17 protein-coding genes and 1 tRNA gene are annotated in these 24,891 nt (G+C 73.0%); 5 read left to right on the top strand and 13 right to left on the bottom strand.

Going from position 1 to position 24,891, the window contains the following annotated elements:
- The first annotated feature begins 160 nt into the window (after nt 1-160).
- Both SCK26_RS25270 and SCK26_RS25265 read left to right on the top strand, forming a co-directional pair.
- Entirely contained in the window at nt 161-883 is a 723-nt protein-coding gene (locus SCK26_RS25270) for an MBL fold metallo-hydrolase (protein ID WP_318203604.1), read from the top strand.
- A gap of 68 nt (nt 884-951) precedes the next feature.
- On the top strand, nt 952-1,767 hold the full coding sequence (locus SCK26_RS25265; RefSeq protein WP_318203603.1) for a DUF3097 domain-containing protein: 816 nt from the start codon (nt 952-954) through the stop codon (nt 1,765-1,767).
- A gap of 91 nt (nt 1,768-1,858) precedes the next feature.
- Here the strand turns inward: SCK26_RS25265 and hemW are convergent, their stop codons facing one another.
- From hemW to lepA, 4 genes are all read right to left on the bottom strand, one after another.
- Nucleotides 1,859-3,091 (bottom strand): radical SAM family heme chaperone HemW, encoded by a 1,233-nt coding sequence (gene hemW / locus SCK26_RS25260; RefSeq protein WP_318203602.1) that lies wholly within the window; start codon nt 3,089-3,091, stop codon nt 1,859-1,861.
- Between the two features lie 55 nt (nt 3,092-3,146).
- Nucleotides 3,147-4,967: a SpoIIE family protein phosphatase gene (locus tag SCK26_RS25255; RefSeq protein WP_318206091.1), complete on the bottom strand. Its 1,821-nt coding sequence runs from the start codon at nt 4,965-4,967 to the stop codon at nt 3,147-3,149.
- 157 nt (nt 4,968-5,124) lie between these two features.
- Complete coding sequence (locus tag SCK26_RS25250; protein ID WP_318203601.1) at nt 5,125-6,999, bottom strand: long-chain fatty acid--CoA ligase; 1,875 nt, start codon at nt 6,997-6,999, stop codon at nt 5,125-5,127.
- Between the two features lie 260 nt (nt 7,000-7,259).
- Nucleotides 7,260-9,134 carry a translation elongation factor 4 gene (lepA, locus tag SCK26_RS25245; RefSeq protein ID WP_318203600.1) on the bottom strand — a complete coding sequence of 625 codons (1,875 nt, stop codon included), beginning with the start codon at nt 9,132-9,134 and terminating at the stop codon, nt 7,260-7,262.
- 225 nt (nt 9,135-9,359) lie between these two features.
- On the opposite strand from lepA, the gene rpsT reads away from it, so the two are divergent.
- On the top strand, nt 9,360-9,626 hold the full coding sequence (rpsT, locus tag SCK26_RS25240) for a 30S ribosomal protein S20 (RefSeq protein WP_145878540.1): 267 nt from the start codon (nt 9,360-9,362) through the stop codon (nt 9,624-9,626).
- A 336-nt stretch (nt 9,627-9,962) separates the two neighbouring features.
- On the opposite strand, the gene holA is transcribed toward rpsT, so the two are convergent.
- From holA to leuS, 8 genes are all read right to left on the bottom strand, one after another.
- Nucleotides 9,963-10,952 carry a DNA polymerase III subunit delta gene (gene holA / locus SCK26_RS25235; protein ID WP_318203599.1) on the bottom strand — a complete coding sequence of 330 codons (990 nt, stop codon included), beginning with the start codon at nt 10,950-10,952 and terminating at the stop codon, nt 9,963-9,965.
- A gap of 87 nt (nt 10,953-11,039) precedes the next feature.
- Nucleotides 11,040-11,285 carry a hypothetical protein gene (locus tag SCK26_RS25230; protein ID WP_318203598.1) on the bottom strand — a complete coding sequence of 82 codons (246 nt, stop codon included), beginning with the start codon at nt 11,283-11,285 and terminating at the stop codon, nt 11,040-11,042.
- Between the two features lie 323 nt (nt 11,286-11,608).
- Entirely contained in the window at nt 11,609-12,490 is an 882-nt protein-coding gene (locus tag SCK26_RS25225; RefSeq protein WP_318203597.1) for a YceI family protein, read from the bottom strand.
- Between the two features lie 187 nt (nt 12,491-12,677).
- Nucleotides 12,678-15,347: a ComEC/Rec2 family competence protein gene (locus SCK26_RS25220; protein WP_318203596.1), complete on the bottom strand. Its 2,670-nt coding sequence runs from the start codon at nt 15,345-15,347 to the stop codon at nt 12,678-12,680.
- Complete coding sequence (locus tag SCK26_RS25215; RefSeq protein ID WP_318203595.1) at nt 15,344-16,579, bottom strand: ComEA family DNA-binding protein; 1,236 nt, start codon at nt 16,577-16,579, stop codon at nt 15,344-15,346. The genes SCK26_RS25220 and SCK26_RS25215 overlap by 4 nt, the downstream gene beginning before the upstream one ends.
- A 128-nt stretch (nt 16,580-16,707) precedes the next feature.
- A complete protein-coding gene (locus SCK26_RS25210) occupies nt 16,708-17,553 on the bottom strand; it encodes a DegV family protein (protein ID WP_318203594.1) in 846 nt (281 codons plus the stop codon).
- 72 nt (nt 17,554-17,625) lie between these two features.
- Nucleotides 17,626-18,357, bottom strand: a complete 732-nt coding sequence (locus tag SCK26_RS25205) for a hypothetical protein (protein WP_318203593.1) — start codon at nt 18,355-18,357, stop codon at nt 17,626-17,628.
- Between the two features lie 186 nt (nt 18,358-18,543).
- Nucleotides 18,544-21,426, bottom strand: a complete 2,883-nt coding sequence (leuS, locus tag SCK26_RS25200) for a leucine--tRNA ligase (protein WP_318203592.1) — start codon at nt 21,424-21,426, stop codon at nt 18,544-18,546.
- Between the two features lie 402 nt (nt 21,427-21,828).
- Between leuS and SCK26_RS25195 the strand changes: the two genes are divergently transcribed.
- Both SCK26_RS25195 and SCK26_RS25190 read left to right on the top strand, forming a co-directional pair.
- Nucleotides 21,829-23,088: a cytochrome b/b6 domain-containing protein gene (locus SCK26_RS25195; protein WP_318203591.1), complete on the top strand. Its 1,260-nt coding sequence runs from the start codon at nt 21,829-21,831 to the stop codon at nt 23,086-23,088.
- A complete protein-coding gene (locus tag SCK26_RS25190) occupies nt 23,085-24,695 on the top strand; it encodes an NADH-ubiquinone oxidoreductase-F iron-sulfur binding region domain-containing protein (protein ID WP_318203590.1) in 1,611 nt (536 codons plus the stop codon). The genes SCK26_RS25195 and SCK26_RS25190 overlap by 4 nt, the downstream gene beginning before the upstream one ends.
- 118 nt (nt 24,696-24,813) lie before the next feature.
- On the opposite strand, the gene SCK26_RS25185 is transcribed toward SCK26_RS25190, so the two are convergent.
- Nucleotides 24,814-24,886, bottom strand: a tRNA-Ala gene (locus SCK26_RS25185).
- Nucleotides 24,887-24,891 lie beyond the last annotated feature (5 nt).

Below are 24,891 nucleotides of genomic sequence, written 5' to 3'. Positions count from 1 at the left end.
CGCGCGCACCTCCAGCACGTCGTCCGTCGTCCCATCGGGTCGTCCGCCTGGCACTCCTCCCACACGAGTGCCAGCATTCCCCGGCCCAGTGTACGGCCGTCCGGTCCACACCGGGCAAGGTCGGTCCGCCGTACCGGGTCCTACCGCTAGCGTCGCGGGTATGACCGTGACTTGGGAAGAGCTGGGGTGGGAACGGCTGGCGGCCGGGGTGGGGCGGTGCCGGCTGCCGGGCTGGGACTGCACGGTGGGGCTGGTCGTGGGCGAGGGGACGGCGCTGCTCGTGGACGCCGGTTCGAGCCTGGCGGAGGGGGCCCGGCTGCGGGCGCGGGCGGAGGAGCTGGCGGGCGGCCGTGTGACCCATCTCGCGCTCACCCACCCTCATTTCGACCACGTGTTCGGCTCGGCGGTGTTCGCCGGGGCGGAGGTGTACGGAGCGGTCGGGCTGGACGCCGTGCTCGCGTCCGAGCGGGCGGAACTGCGGCTGGACGCGGTGCGCAACGGGCTGCCGGTCGCCGACGCCGACGAGGCGGTGGACGCGCTGGCCGCACCGCGGCACCTGGTGTCCGGCGAGTGGACGCTCGACCTCGGCGGCGGCCGCCAGGCGCTGCTGGCCAACGTGGGCCCGGGCCACACCGCCCACGACCTCGCGGTCCTGGTCCCCGGCTCACCGGAGATCGTCTTCTGCGGCGACCTGGTCGAGGAGTCCGGCGAGCCCCAGGCCGGCCCGGACGCGGTCCCCGCCCGCTGGCCGGACGCGCTCGACCGGCTGCTGGCGCTGGGCGGCGAGGACGCGGTCTACGTGCCCGGCCACGGAGCGGTGGTGGACGCGGCGTTCGTACGGCGTCAACGGGACGATCTGGCGGCGCGGTTCGGCGTGATCTGAACGGCGTCTCCGCCCGGATTCCGGCGTGTCGCGCTGGTCGCCGCGCGGCTTCTCCTATCGTCATCCGAATGCGCCAGTACTCGCCCGATCTGACCCCTCCCTGGAAGAAGAAGCCGCAGCCGGTACCGGAGGTCGCCGCCGAACCGGGCCTGGTGGTGGAGGAGGCCGGCACCGGGTTCTGCGGAGCGGTGATCCGCTGCGAGGCGGGCACGGTGACGCTGGAGGACCGCTTCGGCAAGCACCGCGTCTTCCCGCTGGAACCGCGCGGCTTCCTGCTGGAGGGCAAGGTGGTGACGCTGGTCCGGCCGGCCCCGGCCCCGGCCCGGCCCGCCCGTACGGCCTCCGGCTCGGTCGCCGTCCCCCAGGCGCGCGCACGCGTGGCCCGGGCCGGCCGGATCTACGTCGAGGGCCGGCACGACGCCGAGCTGGTCGAGAAGGTGTGGGGCGACGACCTGCGCGTCGAGGGCGTGGTGGTGGAGTACCTGGAGGGCGTGGACGACCTGCCGGCCGTCGTGGACTCCTTCGCCCCGGGACCCGACGCCCGCCTCGGCGTCCTCGTGGACCACCTGGTGCCGGGCACGAAGGAATGGCGGATCGCGCGGTCGGTCACCAGCGAGCACGCCCTGGTCGTCGGCCACCCGTACATCGACATCTGGCAGGCGGTGAAGCCGGCCTCACTCGGCATCGAGGCGTGGCCGGTCGTACCGAAGGGCCAGGACTGGAAGACGGGCGTGTGCCGGGCGCTGGGCTGGCCGCCGGAGAACACCGGCGCGGTGTGGCAGGCGATCCTGAAGCGGGTGGGGTCCTACAAGGACCTGGAGCCGGAGCTGCTCGGACGCGTGGAGGAACTGATCGACTTCGTCACGGGCAGCGGTGGGGCCTGACGTCCTCGCGGGTGCCGAGTTCGAGCATCTCTCCGGCACACCAGGTCAGGGACCGGACCGGCGCTCCGGGGGGATTCACTCACCCGTGTGATCAGTCCACCAGGTCCCGTACCACCGCGTCCGCCAGGAGGCGTCCGCGCAGGGTGAGCACGGCGTGGCCCCGCTCGTACGGGCCCTGCTGGAGGAGTCCGTCCGTCAGGGCGCGCCGGGACGCCGCGAGGCCCTCCTCCTTCAGCAGGGACAGGGGGACGCCCTCGCGCAGTCGCAGTTCCAGGAGGATGCGTTCCACCCGGCGGTCCTCCTCCGACAGGATCTCGCGGCCGGCGCCCGGAGAGCGTCCGTCGGCGAGCGCCGCCGCGTACGCGCCGGGGTGCTTCACGTTCCACCAGCGCACGCCGCCCACGTGCGAGTGCGCCCCCGGCCCGGCGCCCCACCAGTCCGCGCCGCGCCAGTACAGCTCGTTGTGCAGGCAGCGGCCCGCCTCGGAGGTGGCCCAGTTGGAGACCTCGTACCACTCGAAGCCCGCCCGGCCCAGCATCTCCTCCGCGATCAGGTACCGGTCGGCGTGCACGTCGTCGTCGGTCATCGGGACCTCGCCGCGGCGGATCCGGCGGGCCAGTTGCGTACCCTCCTCCACGATGAGCGCGTAGGCGCTGACATGGTCGGGCCCGGCGCCCACGGCGGCTTCCAGGGAGGCCCGCCAGTCGTCGTCGCTCTCCCCCGGCGTGCCGTAGATCAGGTCCAGGTTCACGTGGTCGAAGCCGGCCGCCCTCGCCTCCGCCACGCACGCCTCGGGCCGGCCGGGCGTGTGCGTGCGGTCCAGGATCCTCAGCACGTGCCGCCGGGCGCTCTGCATGCCGAAGGAGATCCGGTTGAAGCCGCCCTCGCGCAGGGTGGCGAGGTAGGCGGGGTCGACGGACTCCGGGTTCGCCTCCGTGGTGATCTCCGCGTCCGGCGCGAGACCGAACTCCTCGCGGATCGCCCCCAGCATCCGTACGAGGTCGCCGGCGGCCAGCAGCGTCGGCGTACCGCCGCCGACGAAGACCGTACGGACCCGGCGCGGGTCGTCGCCCAGCACCTTGCGCGCCAGCCGGACCTCCTCCACGAGGGTGTCCGCGTAGTTGTCCCGGGAGGCGAGCACTCCGCCGGTGCCGCGCAGCTCGGTCGCGGTGTAGGTGTTGAAGTCGCAGTAGCCGCAGCGGGTCGCGCAGTACGGGACGTGCAGGTAGAAACCGAGCGGGCGGGCGGCGGCCCCGGCGAGCGCGGACGCGGGCAGCGCGCCGTCGGCGGGGACGGGCTCGCCGTCGGGGAGTGCGGAAGGCATGTCCTCCATTGTCCAGCACCGCGGACCCGGCCCCGCCGCCCGGAAACCGGAGGCGTCACTCGGCCTGGAGCACCAGCAGGGCCAGGTCGTCCGTGGGCAGGTCGGCGCCGAAGTCGTGGACCAGGCGGCGGATGCGCTCCGCGATCCGCTCGGCGCCGAGGCCGGCGCAGCCGGACAGGGCGCGGGCGAGGCCGTCGCCGTCGTCGAACTGGCGGGTGCCGCAGCGCCGCTCGGTGACCCCGTCGGTGACGCACAGCAGGCTGTCGCCGGGTCGCAGCTCCACGGTCTCGCTGGTGTACGTCTCGTCCTCCACCACGCCGAGCAGCGTCTGCGGGGCGGCGGCGGTGCGCACGGTGCCGTCGGGCGCGAGGACGAGCGGCAGCGGGTGGCCGGCGGAGGCGAGGGTGCAGCGGACCCCGCCGGCGTGCGGGGTCAGCTCGCCGTAGAGGAGGGAGAGGAAGCGGGTCTGCGGGCCGTCTCCCAGGCCCGGTGGCCGGCCGCCGGCCGCGACCAGGGCGCGGGCCGCGGCGTCGGCGGCCTCGGTGGCGTCGTCCAGCAGAAGCTGGTTGAGGCGGTCCAGGACGCCGCCGACGCCGTATCCCTCTCGGGCGAGCAGCCGCAGCCAGGGCCGGGCGAGGCCGATGACCACGGCCGCCTCGGGGCCCTTGCCCTGGACGTCGCCGACGGCGAAGCACCAGCGTCCGTCGCCCGCCGGGAACAGGTCGTAGAAGTCGCCGCTGGGGCCGCCCTGGTCGCAGGGTTCGTAGACGAGAGCGCTGCGCACGCCGGGGATCTCGGCGACGGCTCCGGGCAGCAGGCCGCGCTGGAGGACGGCGCTGATGGTGGCCTGGCGGGCGTACTGGCGGGCCGCGCCGATGGCCAGGGCGACCCGCCGGCTCAGGTCCTCCACCAGGCCGGTGATCTCGTCCGGGAAGCCGGCCGGCCCGCAGCGGCCGAGGACCAGCGTGCCGAGCGGCCGGCCGCCCGCGATCAGCCGGTAGGCCAGCGCGGTGCCGTCGGTGCCGTGCGGGCCGAGCGCGTGACCGGGCCAGGGGTAGGGCCCGGGGCCGCAGCGCGTGCCGTCCGGCGGGCGCGGCGGCTCCTTCTCCAGGGCGGCGCGCAGTTCCTCGATGCGGGCCTCGCTGGCGTGCCAGACCCGGACGGGGCCGTCGCAGGCGCCGCCGCGGACGGTCGCCTCGTCCTCCAGCCAGACCGCGCACCAGTCGGCGAGCCGGGGCACGATCAGCTGGCCGGTGAGCGCGGCGACCAGGTTCTCGTCGAGCTGCCCGGCGAGCAGGTCGGAGGCCTCGGCGAGGAAGGACAGGGCGCCCCGGCCGAGCCAGTCGCGGTCGCCGTCGGCCCGGTGGGGCTGCGGGGCGAGGTCCTCGGCGACCTCCAGGGCGGGGTCGGCGGCGGGTCCGTCCAAGGCGTCGCTGCCATCCGGCGGCAGCCGGGCCCAGACGGTCTTGGCGCCCGTGCGGTAGGTGACGCCCCAGGACTCGGCGAGCGTCGCGACGAGGCGCAGACCGCGCCCGTACTCCGGAGTGTCGTACGACGCCTCGCCGCTCAGGGCGTCCCGCGGGGCGCGGGAGGGGTGCCGGTCGCGCACCTCGATCACGAACGCGCCGCTCTCCTCCAGCCGCCACTCGACGTGCACGTCGGTGCCGGCGTGCACGACGGCGTTGGTGACGAGTTCGCTGACGACGGCCATGGCGTCGTCGGCGAGCCGCGCCGGGACCCCGGGCACCCCGGCCAGCGCGGCCCGCACCAGCGCGCGGGCCGTCCCGGGGGCAAGGGGACTGCCGGCCAGGGTGGCCCGCCCCCGTGCCGCACCTGGCCGGGACTCGCCGTCCCGCTGTGTGGGTATGGCCGCCATGTCCATGCGGTCAGGGTGACAGACCGGACCCGCCCAGATGCGCTAAGTCACGGAACTGACCGGAAGACAGAACCTTTCGAGCGCCGGTGAGCGGAAAAGGGACGCGGACTCTGTCCGGATACCGCCCGCGCGGACGGCCGTACGAGCCGGACGGCGGCTATGCCTCCCGCGTGCCGGTGTACATCTCGTCGATCAGGTTCTTGTACGTCCGCTCCACCACCGGCCGCTTCAGCTTCAGGCTCGGCGTGATCTCGCCGTGCTCCACATCGAGGTCGCGCGGCAGCAGCCGGAACTTCTTGATGGTCTGCCAGCGCTGGAGGCCGGCGTTGAGCTGCCGCACGTATCCGTCGACCATCTCCACCGTCTGCGGCGCGGCGACGATCTCGGCGTACGACCTGCCCTCCAGGCCGTTCTCCTTGGCCCACTGGAGGATCGCGGGTTCGTCGAGGGCGATGAGGGCGGTGCAGTAGTTCCGGTCGGCGCCGTGCACGAGGATGTTGGACACGTACGGGCACACCGCCTTGAACTGGCCCTCGACCTCGGCCGGGGCGACGTACTTGCCGCCGGATGTCTTGATGAGGTCCTTCTTGCGGTCGGTGATGCGCAGGTAGCCGTCGGGCGACAGCTCGCCGATGTCGCCGGTGTGGAACCAGCCGTCGGACTCCAGCACCTCGGCGGTCTTCTCGGGCTGCTGGTGGTAGCCCTGCATGATGCCGGGGCCGCGCAGCAGGATCTCGCCGTCGTCGGCGATGCGCACCTCGGTGCCGGGCAGCGGCTTGCCGACGGTGCCGGTGCGGTAGGCCTCGCCGGGGTTGACGAAGGAGGCGGCGGAGGTCTCGGTGAGGCCGTAGCCCTCCAGGATGTGGATGCCGGCGCCGGCGAAGAAGTAGCCGATCTCGGGCGCGAGCGCGGAGGCGCCGGAGACACAGGCGCGCAGCCGGCCGCCGAAGGCCTCGCGGAGCTTGGCGTAGACGAGGGTGTCGGCGACCTTGTGCTTGGCGGCGAGTCCGAAGGGGGCCGAGGCGACGCCGGTGCGGCGGAAGTTGTCCTGGGTGGTCTTGGCGTACTCGCGGGCCACGTCGGCGGCCCACTGGAAGATCTTGTACTTGGCCGCGCCGCCCTCGCGGGCCTTGGCCGCCACGCCGTTGTAGACCTTCTCGAAGATGCGCGGTACGGCCGCCATGTACGTGGGCCGCACCACCGGGAGGTTCTCGATGATCTTGTCGACACGGCCGTCCACGGCGGTGACGTGCCCGACCTCGATCTGGCCGGAGGTCAGCACCTTGCCGAAGACGTGCGCGAGCGGCAGCCACAGGTACTGCACGTCGTCGATGGTGACCAGGCCGGTCGCGGCGATGGCCTTGGCCATGTACGCCCAGTTGTCGTGCGGCAGGCGCACGCCCTTGGGCCGGCCGGTGGTGCCGGAGGTGTAGATGAGGGTGGCGAGCTGGTCCCTGGTGATCGCGCCGACCCGCTCCTTGATCAGCTGCGGGTGCTGCTCCAGGTAGGCGGCGCCGCGCTCCTCCAGCTCGGCGAGGCTGATCACCCAGTCGCCGGTCTGCACGCCTGCCGGGTCGATCACCACGACCTTGGTCAGCGCGGGCAGCTCGGGGCGCTTCTCCACGGCCTTGGCGAGCTGTGCCGCGTCCTCGGCGACCAGCACGCGGCTCTCGGAGTCGGAGAGGATGAACGCGGACTCGTCGGCGTTGGTCTGCGGGTAGACGGTCGTGGTGGCGCCGCCGGCGCACATGATGCCGAGGTCGGCGAGGATCCACTCCACGCGGGTGGAGGAGGCGAGCGCCACCCGCTGCTCGGGCTCGATGCCCAGCTCGATGAGCCCGGCCGCGATCGCGTACACCCTCTCGGCCGCCTGCGCCCAGCTCAGCGACGCCCAGTCGTCGGGACCCTCGCCCGCGGCCGGCGGGACGGGGTGGCGGTAGGCCTCGGCGTCCGGTGTGGCCGCCACGCGCTCCAGGAAGAGGGCCGCCACGGACGGCGGACGGTTCTCGATCAGGGTCTGTGTGTCGCTCACGACATCCTCCGGGGCCCGCGACGGTGCGGCTGACTAGGTGCGGCTGGCTTGACTCACGGTGGGGGTGCGGACGTTGTTTAACTCACGAGTAACTAGTGAGCAGGCATCAGGGTAAGGGGCGACCGCCCGCCGCGTAAGGGGCATCGGCCCGACACTTTTCGACGCGGGGCCGCGCCGCTCGCGCGCGGGGGCCCGCCGCGCTTTCGCACGACGGGCCCCCGCATGCCCGCTTTGCGGACGTCACCAGCCGTAACCGGCGGTCACTTCTTGCCCTTGGCCGACCCCGCACCGTCATCGCTGGACAGGACGGCGATGAAGGCTTCCTGCGGAACCTCCACGGAACCCACCATCTTCATCCGCTTCTTGCCTTCCTTCTGCTTCTCCAGCAGCTTCCGCTTACGGGAGATGTCACCGCCGTAGCACTTGGCGAGGACGTCCTTGCGGATGGCGCGGATGGTCTCGCGGGCGATGACCCGGGAGCCGATGGCGGCCTGCACCGGCACCTCGAAGTTCTGCCGCGGGATCAGCTCCTTGAGCTTGGCGACGAGCCGCACGCCGTACGCGTACGCCTGGTCCTTGTGGGTGATCGCCGAGAAGGCGTCCACCTTGTCGCCGTGCAGCAGGATGTCGACCTTGACCAGGGAGCTGCTCTGCTCGCCGGTGGGCTCGTAGTCCAGCGAGGCGTAACCGCGCGTCTTCGACTTCAGCTGGTCGAAGAAGTCGAAGACGATCTCCGCGAGCGGCAGCGTGTAGCGGATCTCGACGCGGTCCTCGGAGAGGTAGTCCATGCCCAGCAGCGTGCCGCGCCGGGTCTGGCACAGCTCCATGATCGCGCCGATGAACTCGGTGGGCGCGAGGATCGTCGCCCGCACGACCGGCTCGAACACCTCGTCGATCTTGCCCTCGGGGAACTCGCTCGGGTTGGTGACGGTGACCTCGCTGCCGTCCTCCAGGATCACGCGGTAGACCACGTTGGGAGCGGTGGCGATCAGGTCGAGACCGAACTCGCGCTCCAGCCGCTCCCGGATCACGTCCAGGTGCAGCAGGCCGAGGAAGCCGACGCGGAAACCGAAGCCGAGCGCGGCGGAGGTCTCCGGTTCGTAGACCAGCGCGGCGTCGTTGAGCTGGAGCTTGTCCAGGGCCTCGCGCAGCTCCGGGTAGTCGGAGCCGTCCAGCGGGTACAGACCGGAGAAGACCATCGGCTTCGGGTCCTTGTAACCGCCGAGCGCCTCGGTGGCGCCCTTGTTCTGCCGGGTGACGGTGTCACCGACCTTGGACTGGCGGACGTCCTTCACACCGGTGATGAGATACCCCACCTCACCGACGCCGAGGCCGTCGGCCGGCAGCATCTCCGGCGAGCTGACGCCGATCTCCAGCAGCTCGTGGGTGGCGCCGGTCGACATCATCTTGATGCGCTCGCGCCTGTTGAGCTGGCCGTCGATGACACGGACGTACGTCACGACACCGCGGTAGGAGTCGTAGACCGAGTCGAAGATCATCGCGCGGGCGGGCGCGTCGGCGACACCGACCGGCGCCGGGATCTCCTTGACGACCTTGTTCAGCAGCGCGTCCACGCCGAGACCGGTCTTCGCCGAGACCTTGAGCACGTCGTCCGGTTCGCAGCCGACCAGGTTCGCCAGCTCCTCGGCGAACTTCTCCGGCTGCGCCGCCGGAAGGTCGATCTTGTTCAGCACCGGGATGATCGTGAGGTCGTTCTCCATCGCCAGGTAGAGGTTGGCGAGGGTCTGCGCCTCGATGCCCTGGGCGGCGTCGACCAGGAGGATGGTCCCCTCGCAGGCGGCCAGCGACCGCGAGACCTCGTAGGTGAAGTCGACGTGCCCCGGGGTGTCGATCATGTTGAGGATGTGGGTCGTGCCCTGGTCGGGGCCCTCGGTCGGGGCCCAGGGCAGACGCACCGCCTGGGACTTGATCGTGATGCCGCGCTCGCGCTCGATGTCCATCCGGTCGAGGTACTGAGCACGCATCTGCCGCTGCTCGACCACACCGGTCAGCTGGAGCATCCGGTCGGCGAGCGTGGACTTGCCGTGGTCGATGTGCGCGATGATGCAGAAGTTGCGGATCAGAGCCGGGGCGGTACGGCTCGGCTCGGGCACATGGTTAGGGGTCGCGGGCACGCAGGGTCCTGTCTCTTGAGGCGCCTTATGCCTCGGGTCGGATCGTTACGTAGTCTCCATGGTCCCACGGGCAGGGACCGGGGGCCGTTTTGGGCCGTCCGGAGGGCCACTGGTACTGTAGATGGCTGCGCCTCATGTCCTCTCAGCGCGAGGCGCGACAGACAAGTTTGGATCACCGGCACGGGACCCTCGCGGCCCCGGGCCTGAACCTGAAAAGGCTCCTTCGTGGCGAACATCAAGTCCCAGATCAAGCGGATCAAGACCAACGAGAAGGCCCGGCTGCGCAACAAGGCCGTCAAGTCCTCCCTGAAGACCGCGATCCGCAAGGCTCGCGAGGCCGCTGCCGCGGGTGACGTCGAGAAGGCCACCGAGCTGCAGCGCGTTGCCGCGCGTGCTCTCGACAAGGCCGTCTCGAAGGGCGTCATCCACAAGAACCAGGCCGCCAACAAGAAGTCGGCGCTTGCTTCCAAGGTCACGTCCCTCAAGGGCTGAACCTCCTTTCTGATCTGACCGCCGGAAGGACCCAGAGCGGGCCCTCTCTCATCCGCTCCCGGCCGGCACCCCCGGATCCACGCGCGGCCTGCGTTCGCCACGCGGGCGTGGATCCAGAAGCGTGATCCGATGACCCCGGTACGTCGCCTTCCCCAAGGCGGATGCCGGGGTTTTTGGCATGCGCGCGTGTTCCCGGCGCCCCGGGGAGGCGGTTGCCGGCGCCGGCGTTTCGACGGGCAGGACGGGCCGGGGCCGACATCCGGTACCCGGCTCTTCGGCGAGCGGAGCCGGGCCTCCCCGTGGTGTGGCTCTTCGGTGGGCGGGCAGGCCGTCCGGTCAGGCCCGGCCTCTGGAGCGGGCGGCCCGGGCGATCGTCACGACCGCCTTCTCCAAGGCGTACCCGGGGTCGTCGCCGCCGCCCTTCACTCCCGCGTCGGCCTCCGCGACGGCTCTGAGTGCCACCGCGACCCCGTCCGGCGTCCAGCCGCGCATCTGCTGGCGCACCCGGTCGATCTTCCACGGCGGCATGCCCAGCTCACGCGCCAGGTCGGCCGGCCGGCCGCCCCGGGCCGAGGACAGCTTGCCGATCGCCCGCACGCCCTGTGCCAGCGCGCTGGTGATCAGCACCGGCGCCACGCCCGTCGCCAGCGACCACCTCAGGGCCTCCAGCGCCTCCGCCGTACGCCCCTCCACGGCCCGGTCGGCGACCGTGAAGCTGGAGGCCTCGGCGCGGCCGGTGTAGTACCGCCCGACGATCGCCTCGTCGATCGTCCCTTCCACGTCGGCGACCAACTGCGAGACCGCCGAGGCCAGCTCCCGCAGATCGCTCCCGATGGCGTCGCAGAGCGCCTGGCACGCCTCGGGTGTGGCCGACCGCCCGAGGGAGCGGAACTCTCCTCGCACGAAGGCCAGCCGGTCCGCCGGCTTGGTCATCTTCGGGCAGGCCACCTCCCGCGCGCCCGCCTTGCGCGCCGCGTCCAGCAGCCCCTTGCCCTTGGCGCCGCCGGCGTGCAGCAGCACGAGCGTGATCTCCTCGGCGGGCGAACCGAGGTACGCCTTCACGTCCTTGACCGTGTCGGCGGACAGGTCCTGCGCGTTGCGTACGACCACGACCTTGCGCTCCGCGAAGAGCGACGGGCTGGTCAGCTCGGCGAGCGTGCCGGGCTGCAGCTGGTCCGGGGTCAGGTCACGTACGTCCGTGTCGGCGTCGGCGGCCCTGGCGGCGGCCACCACCTCCCGCACGGCACGGTCGAGCAGGAGGTCCTCCTGGCCCACGGCAAGGGTCACCGGGGCGAGAGGGTCGTCATTCGCAGTCTTCCTGGCCATCGCTTACAGCATCCCACGCGGCACCGACAGCCAACCGGCCCCGCCACCCTGACCGGTCCCGGAGCGGACCCCGAGGGCGGCTCGGGGTCACGGCTCCTCGCGCCAGCCGTCCCATTCCCCCGCGAACGCGTCCAGCTCGGCGGGGTCGAGCCGGTCGTGCGCGTCCCGCAGGACCACCAGCCACTGGGCGTCCTCGGCATCGTCCTCGCCGGCCAGCGCGTCCCGGACGAGCCGCGGCTCCTCGTCGATCCCGAACCGTTCCCCGAGCACCTCGGCCGCCTCCTCGGCGGCATCGCGGTCGGGCAGCACCAGCACGTGTCTCACATCGCTCACGGGCCCATTCTCCGGCACCCCGCGCGGGCCTCGGGACCGGGCCGGTGGCGCCCTGGGTCCGCCGGAGCGGAGCCGGCCGGTGCGCATAGGCCGAGGTCAGCCGCTGTACCTCGGCTGCGGTCAGCCGGCAGCCACGGGCCGGGGCCATGGGGCGGAGTCAGCCGGCAGCCACGGGCCGGGACCGTAGGCCGGGGTCAGCCGGCAACCACGGGCCGGGACCGTAGGCCGGGATCAGCGGCACGCGCGGTCCGACACCGGGCTGTGCCTCTCGCCTCTCGCCTCCCGTCCACCCGGCCGGCTTCGCGGCGGTGTGCTCCGCGCGGTCAGCTCTTCGGGACGATCTGCACGTCGAGGTCGACGCGGATGCTCGGCCCGATCGCCGCGATGCCCCGGGCCAGCATCGACTGCCAGCTGACCGTGAAGTCGTCCCGGTGCAGCTCGGTGGTGGCCCGGCAGGCCGCCCGGGTCTCGCCCTCCATGCCGTTGCCGAGCCCGAGGTACTCGGTGTCGAGCGTGACCGTGCGGGTCACGCCGTGCAGCGACAGCGCGCCGGTGACCGCCCACCGGTTGCCGCCCTTGTGCACGAACCGGTCGCTGTAGAACTCCAGCGTCGGGAACCGCCGCACGTCCAGGAAGTCCCCGGACCTCAAGTGGTCGTCGCGCATCCGGACCCCGGTGTCGATGGAGGACGCGTCGATCACGACGTGCATCATCGACTGTTCCATCCGCTCGGCGATCCGCACCACCCCGGCGAAGGAGCTGAACCGCCCGTGGATGCGGGCCAGTCCGATGTGCCGTGCGGTGAAGCCGATGGAGGAGTGCGCGGGCTCGATGTTCCAGTCGCCCGGCGCCGGCGGCTCCGGCGGCTGGGCCACCTGAAGCGTCACATCGCCCAGCGAGGCGAGGGAGTTCTCCGCGACCAGCGCGGTGGCCCGGTACGGCGCGTAGCCCTCGGCCGCCACCGCGAGCCGGTACTCCCCCGCCGGCACCATGGTCAGGAACAGGCCATAGGGGTCCGTGCCCCCGGTCACCACCCGGCGGCCCACGGAGTCGCTGACCGCCAGCTCCGCGCCCGGCACCGGCTCGTTGACCGGGTCGACCACCCGGCAGCTGAGCACTCCGGCACGCGGCGGCATCCGCACCCCCGCCAGGGGATTCGTCCGTTGCACGCGGTTTCTCCGGTTACCCCACCAACGGCCGAACATCCACGACACCCCTGTACCCCCCGACATGATCCATTGCCGAAGGTTCATTCGATCACTGATGCGGCTTTCGAGGCAACACGAGCCCACATCACAGCAATCCGCTGCATGCGCCGGGACTGAGGGGAATTGGCCGTTCAGGTCAGGCCTTCACACAGCCCGCACGCGGCTCACCCCGTGAGGAGGCCCCTCAGCGCTCGCTCGCCACCCGCAGCTCCCCGTCCCTCCCTCCTGGCCCGGTGAGCGCGAGCGCCCCGTCCCGGTCGGTGCGCAGGACCGTCGTTCCGCCGGTGCGCAGCGCGGCCACGGTCGCCGGTGCCGGGTGGCCGTAGGGGTTGCCGGCGCCGGCGGAGACGAGTGCCACCCGGGGCGCGGCGAGGCGCAGCAATCGGGGGTCCTGGTAGGCCGAGCCGTGGTGGGCCACCTTCAGGGCGTCCACCCCGGCCAGGTCGGCCGCCGCCGGGGAGCGCAGCAGGGCCTGCTGGGCCGGGGGTTCGAGGTCGCCGAGCAGCAGCAGCCGCAGCCCGCCCGTGCGCGCGAGCAGCGCGACGCTGGCGTCGTTCGGCCCTTCCGGCAGGAAGGCCGGGCCGGGCGCGGAGGCGGGCGCTCGTGATCCCGGGGGCATGCGCGCGCTCTGGGCCGGGGGCCACAGGACCCGCCAGGTGAGCGGTCCGACGCGCCGTTCCTCTCCGGCGGCGGCCGTCACGACCGGGATGTGCCGTTCGGCCGCCTCCCTTCGCACGAACTCGGCCTGGTCCGCCGGCTCCGCGAACCCGGTGGTCTGGATCGCGGCCACGGAACGGCCCCGCAGGACTCCGGGCAGGCCCGCCACGTGGTCGGCGTGGAAGTGGGTCAGGATCAGGAGGGGGACGCGGGTGATGCCCAGCCGGCGCAGACAGCGGTCCGCCAGCGCCGGATCGGGTCCGGCGTCCACGACCACCCCGGCTCCCTCGCCCGCCGCCAGCACCGTCGCGTCGCCCTGCCCGACGTCGCACATCGCGAACCGCCAGCCCGGCGGCGGCCAGCCCGTGATCACCCGGGTCAGCGGTGCCGGCCGGGTCACGGCCAGCACGAGGAGCACACCGAGCAGGCCGCACCACACGGGATGCCGCAGCAGTCGCCGGCCGGCGAGGACGACGGCCACGGTGACCGTCGCGAGCGCCAGGGCGCCCGGCCAGCCGCCCGGCCACTCCACGCCCGCACCGGGCAGCGCCGCCCCCGCCCGGGCGATCCCGGCGATCCATCCGGCCGGCCAACTCGCGCACCACGCCAGCACCTTGGCCACCGGCATCATCACCGGCGCCGTCGCGAGCGCCGCGAACCCCAGTACCGTGGCCGGTGCCACCGCCACCTCGGCCAGCAGATTGCACGGCACCCCCACCAGGCTCACCGACGCCGACAGCACCGCCACGACCGGCGCGCACACGACCTGCGCCGCGGCGGCCACCGCCAGCGCCTCGGCGAGCCGCGGAGGCACCCGGCGCCGCCGCAACGCCTCGCTCCAGCCCGGCGCCAGCACCAGCAGCGCACCGGTGGCCAGCACCGACAGCAGGAAGCCGTAACTACGGGCCAGCCACGGGTCGTACAGCACCAGCAGGAGTACGGCCGTGGCCAGCGCCGGGATCAGGGATCTGCGACGCCCGGTGGCCAGGGCCAGCAGCGCGACCGCGCCGCAGGCCGCGGCCCGCAGAACGCTTGGGTCGGGCCGGCAGACGATCACGAAGCCCAGTGTCAGCGCCCCCGCGAGCAGGGCCGTCACCCGCAGCGACAGCCCCAGGCGCGGCGCCAGGCCACGGCGTTCGGCGCGCTGGGCCAGGCCCGGCGGTCCGATGAGCAGCACCAGCAGGACGGTGAGGTTGCTGCCGGAGACGGCGAGCGTGTGTGCCAGGTCGGTCTGCTCGAAGGCGTGGTCCAGCTCGGGAGTGATCCGCGAGGTGTCTCCGACGACCAGCCCGGGAAGCAGCGCCCGCGCGTCCCCCGGCAGGTCCTCGGTCGCCTCCCGCAAGCCGGCTCTGAGCCGCCCGGCGAGCCGTTGCGGTCCGCTCGGCCCCGCCACCACCCGGGGCACCGGCCGGCCGCGCACCCGGAGCACGGCCGCCGTCCGGTCGCCGCCCGTGAGCGCGGGTGCCAGCCGCCCGCCGACCCGGAGCCGCGTGGAGGGCAGCAGCCCGAGCCAGGCGGACCGTCCGCCCGGCCCGTGCCGTTCGGCTCCGGCAGGCGGGCCGGGACGCCGGTTTCCCCCGTCCCTTGCCGCCGGTGCCGGGGCCTCCGCTTCTTCCGCCGGCGGGACCTCCGCGTCGACGATCAGCAGCACGGGCGTCCGGGTCCGCGCCCGCTGCCCGTCGGACGCCTCCACGCTCCGGATGTCGGCCCGCGCCAGCACCGCCACCGGTGCCATGTGGTCGCCGCGCACCCGTGGCCCGCTCAGCCAGGGGTCACCGGTCATCTCGACCTCGGCGGTGACGGCCGCGGACCGCCGGGCCAGCTCGGGCACCGGCCCACGCCGGACATCGGCTCCGTGCAGCCCGGCGGAGAAGGCCGCCGCAGCGGAACAGAGCAGCGCCGCGGCGACGGTGGCCCGCGCCCAGCGGAACCGGCCCCGCGCTCCACCGGCCCGCCTGATCCGTCCGGGCCGTCCCGGTCGCCGCACCGACAGCAGCAGGACACCGCCGAGCAGGCAGACGACGACCGTTCCGGCGGTCCAGGCCACCGGCGTTTCCAGGGTCAGGGCCGCCGTGCCCCAGGCCGCGACCGCGGGCGGCACCAGGCGCAGGTCCAGGGGGCCGTTCCGGTCGGCCTGCGCGGCCGTGCTCTGCCCGGGCCCGGCGTGCGGGCCGGCCGCGGCGAGCGCGCGGTTCATGGCCGTACCAGGTCGCGCAGGTCGGTGAACCGGCTGTCGCCGATGCCGTCGACCTCGCGCAGTTCGTCCACCGAGCGGAAACCGCCGTGCTGGGTGCGGTAGTCGATGATGTGCCGGGCCAGCACCGGACCGACCCCGGGCAGGGTGTCGAGCTGTTCCGCGGTGGCGGTGTTGAGGGAGACCGGCGCGGCCGGGGCCGTGCCGGTGGCGCCGGAGAGCCGTCCGGCCGCCGGCCCGGCTGGAGGGACGGCTCCGGCGGAGGTGCCGACGACGACCTGCTCGCCGTCGACCAGGAAACGGGCGCGGTTGAGCCCCTCCGTGCTCACGCCCGGCCGGACCCCGCCCGCGGCTCGCAAGGCGTCGGCCACCCGGGCACCGGCGGGCAGCCGCCGGATCCCGGGTGCGCGGACCTTGCCGCTGACGTCCACGACGATCTCCGCACGGGGAGTCGCCGCGGCGACGCCGGCCGCTCCGGTCGCCGTGTCCTCGTCCTTCTTGGCGAACGGCGCCTGAGGACGGACCACTCGCGGGGCGCTCACGGACTGGGTCCGGCCCGACCAGAAGTGCTGCACGGCGAAGACGGCCGCGACCACGAGGACCGCGGCGAGCGCCACGACGGCTCGCCGCTCCACGCCGTACCGCGCCTGGAGCCACACCGGCATCCGCTCCCGCAGCGCCAGCCCGGCACGCTCCCGCCAGCCCGCGGCCGCGAGCGCCCGCGCTTCTTCCGGCTCCTCCGGTTCCGTCGACTGCGCGACACCGGTCTGCGGCTGCGCGACATCGGCTTTTCCGGCCTCCGGCACAGCGTCCGACCGCGCGGACGGCAAGGCCGAGCCGGCCGGTGAGCGCGCCGGGACCGGCTCCGGCACCGCCGTGGTGACCGTCCTCGCCGTCCTCGCCGTCCGCGGCGACAGCCGCCTCCTCCGTCCCGCCGGAACCGGCGTACTCCCCGAGCCGTCCGGCCCCGGCGGCGCGTTCCCGGACTCCCGCCACTGCACCGCTCGTTCGCCGAAGAGCAGTTCCGCTCGGCGGCGCAGCTCCTCCGCCGGCGCGGACGGGCGACCACGGGCCCGGCGGTGTTCGGTGGAGCGGCGGTGTTCGGTGGAGCGGCGGTATTCGGTGGAGCGGCGGTGTTCGGTGGAGCGGCGGTGACGGACGCGGCCGTCGGAAGCCGGGCCACGGCCGGGGCCGCTGGTCGGGGTCGCGATGCGGGAACGGGATCGAAGTGCCATGCGACGAGGATGGAGCACGCCGCCCGATCGTGATGATCTTGGTGAATTCCCGTGCATGGCCGCCCGGTTGTGGATAACTCCGCCACCCGCACGAGTGAAACCGAGAGGCCGACAGGCCCGCCCCGGCCTCAGCGGGGCGAAACGACCGCCCCCAGCAGACCGGGCCCGGTGTGCGCCCCGATCACCGCTCCCACCTCGCTGACATGCAGGTCGGCCAGGCCCGGGACGCGTGCCCGCAGCCGGTCGGCGAGTGCGGCGGCCCGGTCGGCGGCGGCGAGATGGTGGACGGCGATGTCGACCTCCGCGTTGCCCGCCCGCTCCGCCGTGAGTTCTTCCAGGCGCGCGATCGCCTTGGACGCCGTACGCACCTTTTCCAGCGGCTCGATACGGCCGTCGCCGAGCTGGAGCAGGGGCTTGACGGCGAGCGCGGAACCCAGCAGCTTCTGCGCGGCGCCGATGCGGCCACCGCGGCGCAGATAGTCGAGGGTGTCGACGTAGAAGACGGCGGATGTGTCGGCGGCCCGCTTCTCGGCGGCCGTGACGGCCTCGTCCATCGTGCCGCCCGCCTCCGCGGTCTCGGCCGCGGTGAGCGCGCAGAAGCCGAGCGCCATCGCGACCATTCCGGTGTCCACCACCCGCACGGGCACCGGTGCCTCGCGCGCCGCGAGGACCGCCGCGTCGTAGGTGCCGGACAGCTCGGCGGACAGGTGCAGGGAGACGATGCCGCTGACACCGGACTCGGCGACCTTGCGGTAGGTCTCGGCGAACACCTGAGGGCTGGGGCGGGAGGTGGTGACGGAGCGCCGCTTCTGCAGCGCCTGGGCCAGGGAGCGGGTGGAGATCTCGGTGCCCTCTTCGAGCGCCTGGTCGCCGAGGACCACGGTCAGCGGGACCGCGGTGATGCCGTGACGCTCCATCGCCCGGGGCGGCAGGTAGGCCGTTGAATCGGTAACGATCGCGACATGGCGGGACATGAGCTGGAGGTTACCTGGCGTAGCGCTCGCTCGGCAGCCCCGCCCCTGTCGTGTGCCCGGGAAGCGGTCCGCTCATGTGGTGCTCTCGGGGCGGGGCTTCTTCTGCCACGGGACGGTGGGACGCCAGGAGCGTGAGGCGATCGCGTCGGGACCGGGTCCCGCGGTGGCCTGGGCCCCGGCCGCCTCGGTCCGCGTCCCTCCCGTGGCCGGGTCGGCGGCGGGCGCGTCGGTCCAGCGGGAGGAGGCCGGGCCGGGCTCGGTTCTCGTCCAGTGGCGCAGGGCGTCCGCCTCGATGTGGATCTGGGCGCTGAGGGTGTCCAGGTCGTCGTCGGAAAAGCGTTGGGCCCGGTCGCGTACGGCCCAGCGCAGGGAGTCCGCGGACCGGGTGATGCGCTCGGTGCGGGCGCGGAGTTCGGGCAGGCGCGCGGCGAGCGCGGCCCGGTCCGGCTCGGTCTCCAGGCGCTTGAGGTCGGCGTCCAGCTCGTGCCCGTGCGCGCTGAGCCGTTCGAAGAGGCCGAGGGACTCCTTCAGCGACTCGTCCTCGGCAACGCCCGCGTGCAGCGCGTCCTGCGTGGCGCGCATCGAGGTGCGCAGCGTGAGCCGCAGCCGGGCGATCTCGCCGGCCGGCCCGGGCTGGGCGACGGACTTGGCGCGCAGGGTGTGGTCCTCGACCGTGCGGCGGGCCTGCGCGATGGTCCGGTCCACGCCGCGCTTGGTGGCGCGGACGGCCTTGACCGTGGCGTAGGCGCCCATCCCGGCGAAGACCAGGAAGAGCAGGGCGAACACGGTGAGCACTACGTCCATGGCGCTCCTCCTCCGGTCGGTGCGGTACGGCCCGCTGCGCTTCTCCACGGTAAACGCAGCGGGCAGGCCCGGAGTTCCGTCCGAACCCCGAACCTGCCCGTAGGGGACCACCCCGAACCCGCGCAGGCGCCCCGTCTCCTCCGCGCGTCATCGACGCGGCGCGGCTGCGCGCGGAGTCGACGCGATCTACGCGGGAACGATGTTGACCAGCTTCGGCGCCCGCACGATCACCTTGCGGATGCCCGCGCCGCCCAGCGCCGCGATCACCTTCTCGTCGGCCAGCGCGACCTTCTCCAGCTCCTCCTCGGAGATGGCGGGCGGCACCTCCAGCCGGGCCTTGACCTTGCCCTTGATCTGCACGACGCAGGTCACGGTCTCGTCGACGACGTAGGCCGGGTCGGCGACCGGGAAGTCCCGGTGGACGACGGAGCCGGTGTGGCCCAGCCTGCGCCACAGTTCCTCGGCGATGTGCGGGGCCAGCGGGGCGACCATCAGCACCAGCGGCTCGGCCACGGACCGCGGCACCGCGCCACCGGTCTTGGTCAGGTGGTTGTTCAGCTCGGTGACCTTGGCGATGGCGGTGTTGAAGCGCAGGCCCTCCAGGTCCTGGCGCACGCCGTCGATGGCCTTGTGCAGGGCCCGCAGGGTCTCCTCGTCGGGCTCGGCGTCGGTGACGGTGACCTCGCCGGTGCTCTCGTCGACGATGTTGCGCCACAGCCGCTGCAGCAGCCGGAACTGGCCGACCACCGCGCGCGTGTCCCACGGGCGGGAGACGTCCAGCGGGCCCATGGCCATCTCGTACAGGCGCAGCGTGTCGGCGCCGTACTCGGCGGCGATCTCGTCCGGGGTCACCGCGTTCTTCAGGGACTTGCCCATCTTGCCCAGCAGGCGGCTGACCTGCTCGCCCTGGTAGTAGTACGCGCCGTCGCGCTCCTCCACCTCGGCGGCCGGCACCGCGATGCCCCGGCTGTCGCGGTAGACGTAGGCCTGGATCATGCCCTGGTTGAACAGCTTGTGGAACGGCTCCGAGGAGGAGACATAGCCCAGGTCGAACAGGACCTTGGACCAGAAGCGCGCGTACAGCAGGTGCAGCACGGCGTGCTCGGCGCCGCCGACGTACAGGTCGACACCTCCGTGCGGCAGGCCCTCGCGCGGGCCCATCCAGTACCGCTCGATCTCCGGGTCGACCAGCGAGCGGTCGTTGTGCGGGTCCAGGTAGCGGAACTCGTACCAGCAGGAACCGGCCCAGTTGGGCATGGTGTTGGTCTCGCGGCGGTACTTCTTGGGGCCGTCGCCCAGGTCCAGGGTGACGTTGACCCAGTCCTCGTTGCGCGACAGCGGGGTTTCCGGCTGGGTGTCGGAGTCGTCCGGGTCGAAGGTGCGCGGGCTGTAGTCCTCGACCTCGGGCAGCTCCAGCGGCAGCATCGACTCGGGCAGCGCGTGGGCGACGCCGTCCTCGTCGTAGACGATCGGGAAGGGCTCGCCCCAGTACCGCTGGCGGCTGAACAGCCAGTCGCGCAGCCGGAAGTTGACGGTGCCCTCGCCGATGCCCTTGCCGGCCAGCCACTCGGTGATGCGCGCCTTGGCGTCGGCGACTCCCAGGCCGTTCAGGCTGAGGTCGTCGCTGTCGGAGTTGACGATCTTCGCGTCGTAGGAGACGAAGGCGTCGTCCCAGGCGGACGGGTCGGTGCCGCGGCCGTCGGTCGGCTCGACCACGCAGCGGATGGGCAGCTCGAAGGCGCGCGCGAAGGCGAAGTCGCGGCTGTCGTGGCCCGGGACGGCCATGATCGCGCCGGTGCCGTAGCCCATCAGGACGTAGTCGGCGATGAAGACCGGGACCCGCTCGCCGCTGACCGGGTTGGTCGCGAACGCGCCGGTGAAGACGCCGGTCTTGTCCTTGGCCTCGGCCTGCCGCTCGACGTCGGACTTCGAGGCGGCCTGCGCGCGGTAGGCGGCGACGGCCTCGGCGGGGGTGGCGTGGCCGCCGGTCCACACCTCGTGCGTGCCCTCGGGCCATGCCTCGGGGGTGAACTTCTCGACCAGCGGGTGTTCGGGCGCCAGCACCATGTAGGTGGCGCCGAACAACGTGTCGGGGCGGGTGGTGAAGACCGTGATGCGCTCGCCGTCGATCGGGAAGTCGATGCGGGCGCCCTCGCTGCGGCCGATCCAGTTGCGCTGCTGCAGCTTGATGGCCTCGGGCCAGTCCAGCTCCTCCAGGTCCTCCAGCAGCCGGTCGGCGTAGGCGGTGATGCGCATGTTCCACTGGCGCAGCTTGGCCTTGAAGACGGGGTAGTTGCCGCGCTCGGAACGGCCGTCGGCGGTGACCTCCTCGTTGGCCAGTACGGTGCCCAGGCCGGGGCACCAGTTGACGGGCGCGTCGGAGGCGTAGGCCAGGCGGTACTCGCCCAGGACTTCGGCGCGTTCGCGGGCGCTCAGCTCGCTCCACGCGCGCGTGGTGCCCGCGACGGCGCGTTCACCGGACTCGAACTGGGCGATCAGCTCGGAGATCGGGCGGGCCTTGCGCGCTTCCTCGTCGTACCAGGAGTTGAAGATCTGCAGGAAGATCCATTGGGTCCACTTGTAGTACTCCGGGTCGATCGTGGCGAACGACCGGCGCTTGTCGTGGCCCAGGCCCAGCCGGCGCAGCTGGGCCTTCATGTTCTCGATGTTGGCCTCGGTGGACACGCGCGGGTGCGTGCCGGTCTGCACGGCGTACTGCTCGGCGGGCAGGCCGAAGGCGTCGAAGCCCAGGGTGTGCAGGACGTTGTGGCCGGTCATGCGCTGGAACCGGGCGTAGACGTCGGTGGCGATGTAGCCCAGCGGGTGGCCGACGTGCAGGCCCGCGCCCGAGGGGTACGGGAACATGTCCATGATGAACTTCTTGGGCTTGGCCGCCAGCTCGGCGTCGCCCGCGAGATCACCCGTGGGGTTCGGCGCCGCATAGGTGCCGTCGGCGTCCCAGAAGTCCTGCCAGCGTGCCTCGATCTCGGCTGCCATGGCGGCCGTGTAGCGGTGCGGCGCGGCCTCCGCCGACGTGGCGGCGGTGGCAGCGGGGTTCGTCTCGCTCATGATCCTCAAAGCTCCATCGATCGTCTCTGCCTGCGGAAATGAAAAAACCCCTCGCACAGGAGGGGACGCCGCGCCGATGCCGACCTCACGGCTGGGCCGGGGTCGGTACTGATCAGCGCGGCCCGCTAAGCAGAAGGCGTACGGCACGCATGGCGCTAGGGTACCGCAGCCCTTGAGCAAGCCGCGACGCGCTTCCGTATCCCTGATCGACATGTCACGAAGCCCGCCGGAACCGAACAGAGATCAGCGATTACTTCGCGTACCTCCTCCTATGGGACACCGCTCCCATCAGATTGTCCGTCGATAACAAACGCAATAACTCGAACCCCGTACTGATCGGTATGGCGCCACTTAGAGTGCGGCAGCGGGACCGCTTTCCCGGAACTGCTCGGAGTTGCCCCCATGAATCGTCGTAGTACCAGCTCGCTCCCCAAACCGGGCCGCTCGGCCTATGGGGCGGCGTCCGCTGTCGCCCTGTTGCTCATACCGGTGTCCGTACTGGCCGGAGGCGGCCGGTTCCGCGAGTTCATGAACTTCGGCGCGGGCGTGCTGTCCCTTGTCTCGCTGAGCTGCTCGGTGATCTGGGGCCTGTTCGCCCAGGACCGCATCTTCCTGAACACCCGGCAGCGGATCATCGGGCAGGCGGTGCACCGGACGACCGCGGTCGCCTCGATCGCGTTCCTGTTGCTGCACATCACCACGAAGATCGCGCTCGGCCACACGGAGGCGATCGCCGCCGTCGTCCCGTTCTCGCTCGGCGTCACCGGAATCGCCGGCCTGATCGGGCTGGGCTCGCTCGCGGGCCTGCTGATGATCTTCGTAGGGGTCACCGGCGCCCTGCGCGGCACCTTCGCCACCCCGGCCCCGGTCGCCGCGCGCTGGCGGGCCATGCACATGCTGGCCTATCCGGCGTGGTGCGCCGCGCTGATCCACGGCCTCTACGCGGGTCGCGCGGCCAAACCCGTCTTCGTGATCCTCTACAGCCTGTCCCTGCTCGCCGTGATGGGCGCCCTCGCGCTGCGCGCCGCGCCACGCCCGGTCAAGCGCAAGGTCGCCGACCGGCTGGCGGCCCTGTTCGACGGCGCCGGGCGGCCCGGCCCCGACAACCTGGAGGCGAGCCGCTCCCGTGCGGCCGGCCCGGACCGGCCCGGACCGCGCAGCCGCCGGGAGCCGCGGCCGGCGCCCGCCGCCCCGCTCTACCAGGCCCCGGCCGCCGAGCCCGCCGCCGGCTTCGCCGCGGCCTACCGAGCGGTGTCCGCCCCGGACCGCCCGCGGCAGCCCCACCCGGCCGCCCGGACCGCCTATGCGGACCTGCCGCAGGCTCTGTGGCCCACTGAGTCCATGCCGCGCGCGGACACCCCTTCCGGCGCCCCGGGCGGCTGGCCGGTGCCGTCCCCGCCGCCGGTCGGCGAGGCCCCGCCGTCCGCGTACAACCCGCTCCAGGACACCGGGTACACCATCCCGGTCCACGGCGGTCCGGACGCCGCGGGATACGCCGGACGTGACGTGTACGACACCGGTGAGACGAACGGCCGCTACGGCGCGTACCACCCGGGTGACACGTTCGACGGCGGTCCCGCCACCGAACCGCTGCCCGGCTCGCCCTACGGGGCACCGGGTTCGGGCGAACCATGGAACACGCCTTCCGGAGGCTTTGAGTGAACGAGGCCCTGCCCGACGTCCCCGAGGTCCGCGTGGTCGGCCTCCCCCAGCTCACGTCGGGCTTCGACCTTGTGGCGCGGCTCGACCTGCCGATGCACCTGAAGGTGCACGGACCGCTCGACCCACTGGGCGGCGAACAACTGGCCCAGCTCGCCGAACGCATCAACCTGAAGGGGCGCGGCGGAGCCGGTTTCCCCTTCCACAAGAAGCTGCGCTCGGTCGCCGAGTCGGCGATCAGGCGCGGGGTGCGGCCGGTCGTCGTCGTCAACGGCAGCGAGGACGAACCGGCCTGCCGCAAGGACACGGTGCTGATCAACCGCGCACCGCACCTCATCCTGGACGGCGCGCTGCTGTGCGCCGAGGCGCTCGGGGCGCGCACGCTCGTCATCGGCGTCACCCGGGAGTCCACGCAGCGCTCCATGGAGGCGGCGCTCGCCGAACGCGGTCTGGGCAACAGCCGCAGAGCGGCGCTCCGCGCGTGGGTGCAGCGCAATCCGGTGCGCATGGTCACCGGCGCCGCCGCCTCGCTGATCCGCTCGATCGACGGCGGCCCGGCGATCCCGCCCGGCCGCAAGGTCAGCGCCTCGCAGAGCGGCGTCGGCGGGGCGCCCACACTGCTGTCGAACGCGGAGACGTTCGCGCAGCTCGCGGTCGCCGCCCGCATCGGCCCGGAGCGCTATGCCAACACGGGCCTGTACGACGAACCGGGCACCGTGATGCTCACCGTGTCCGGCGCCGTCGCCCGCCCGATGGTGGTCGAGGTCCCCACCGGCGTGCCGCTGCGCTACGTCCTGCAGCTCGCGGGCGCCCCGCCGGTGCCGCAGGGCGTGCTGACCGGCGGCTACCACGGCAAGTGGATCGACGCGGCGACCGTGGACGAGGCGATCGTCTCGCGCAACTCGCTGGACGCGGTGGGCGGTTCGCTGGGCGCGGGCGCGATCCTGCCGATCGGCCAGGAGACGTGCCCGCTGGGCGAGTCGCTGCGGGTGGCGCAGTGGCTGGCCGAGGAGAGCGCCGGCCAGTGCGGACCCTGCTATCTGGGGCTGCCCGCCGCCGCGCGCGGGCTGGAGGACATCCTGAACGGCGGCGGCCCGGCCGCTCTGGAGGCGCTGAAGCAGGTCGCGAAGAACGTGAAGCGGCGCGGCGCGTGTTCGCACCCGGACGGCTCGGCGATGTTCCTGGAGTCGACCCTCAAGGCGTTCACCGACGACTTGGCGGCCCATGTCCTCGGAAACGGCTGCGGACGGCCCGTGGAGGGCGTTCTGCCGCTCTTCGAGGGAGGCAGGGCCCCGACGGGCGTCCCGGGCGGCGGGGAGCCCGCGGAGAGCGGCGCCAGCCGCCAGAAGATCCACGTCGACTGGACGCTGTGCCGGGGCCACGGGCTGTGCGCGGACATCCTGCCGGAGGTGTTCGAACTCGGCGCGGACGGCTTCCCGACCGTCGCCCAGGCCCAGGTGCCGCGCTACGCGGAGGCGAAGGCGCTGCGCGCCGTGCGCCGCTGCCCGGCGCTCGCCCTGCGCATCGAGGAGGACACGCGCGGGCAGGCGCCGGCGCGCAATCTGCCGGTGCTCTCCCAGGGACGCGGCCGGCGCGCGCTGGGCCGCTGAGTCGCACGCGGGAGCGGGCCGCCCGGGCCGGGCGGCCCGCCAGTCCGTGCCCGCACGCCATGCGCACGCAACACGCCGAAGGCGGACCATCCTCGAGATGATCCGCCTTCGATTTCTGTGGAGCTAAGGAGAATTGAACTCCTGACCTCCTGCATGCCATGCAGGCGCTCTACCAACTGAGCTATAGCCCCTTGTT

It is taken from the genome of Streptomyces sp. SCL15-4 (assembly GCF_033366695.1).
Classification (GTDB): Bacteria; Actinomycetota; Actinomycetes; order Streptomycetales; family Streptomycetaceae; genus Streptomyces.
Note: the sequence above shows the minus strand (reverse complement) of the source record. Positions and strands in the feature narration are given on the sequence as shown.

What these genes read in the sequence shown, in the direction of transcription:
- SCK26_RS25270 (WP_318203604.1), top strand. Translation starts at nt 161, where the DNA reads ATGACCGTGACTTGGGAAGAGCTGGGGTGGGAACGGCTGGCGGCCGGG.
- SCK26_RS25265 (WP_318203603.1), top strand. Translation starts at nt 952, where the DNA reads ATGCGCCAGTACTCGCCCGATCTGACCCCTCCCTGGAAGAAGAAGCCG.
- hemW (WP_318203602.1), bottom strand. Translation starts at nt 3,091, where the DNA reads ATGCCTTCCGCACTCCCCGACGGCGAGCCCGTCCCCGCCGACGGCGCG.
- SCK26_RS25255 (WP_318206091.1), bottom strand. Translation starts at nt 4,967, where the DNA reads ATGGCGGCCATACCCACACAGCGGGACGGCGAGTCCCGGCCAGGTGCG.
- holA (WP_318203599.1), bottom strand. Translation starts at nt 10,952, where the DNA reads ATGGCCAGGAAGACTGCGAATGACGACCCTCTCGCCCCGGTGACCCTT.
- SCK26_RS25225 (WP_318203597.1), bottom strand. Translation starts at nt 12,490, where the DNA reads ATGTTCGGCCGTTGGTGGGGTAACCGGAGAAACCGCGTGCAACGGACG.
- SCK26_RS25220 (WP_318203596.1), bottom strand. Translation starts at nt 15,347, where the DNA reads ATGAACCGCGCGCTCGCCGCGGCCGGCCCGCACGCCGGGCCCGGGCAG.
- SCK26_RS25215 (WP_318203595.1), bottom strand. Translation starts at nt 16,579, where the DNA reads ATGGCACTTCGATCCCGTTCCCGCATCGCGACCCCGACCAGCGGCCCC.
- SCK26_RS25210 (WP_318203594.1), bottom strand. Translation starts at nt 17,553, where the DNA reads ATGTCCCGCCATGTCGCGATCGTTACCGATTCAACGGCCTACCTGCCG.
- SCK26_RS25205 (WP_318203593.1), bottom strand. Translation starts at nt 18,357, where the DNA reads ATGGACGTAGTGCTCACCGTGTTCGCCCTGCTCTTCCTGGTCTTCGCC.
- leuS (WP_318203592.1), bottom strand. Translation starts at nt 21,426, where the DNA reads ATGAGCGAGACGAACCCCGCTGCCACCGCCGCCACGTCGGCGGAGGCC.
- SCK26_RS25195 (WP_318203591.1), top strand. Translation starts at nt 21,829, where the DNA reads ATGAATCGTCGTAGTACCAGCTCGCTCCCCAAACCGGGCCGCTCGGCC.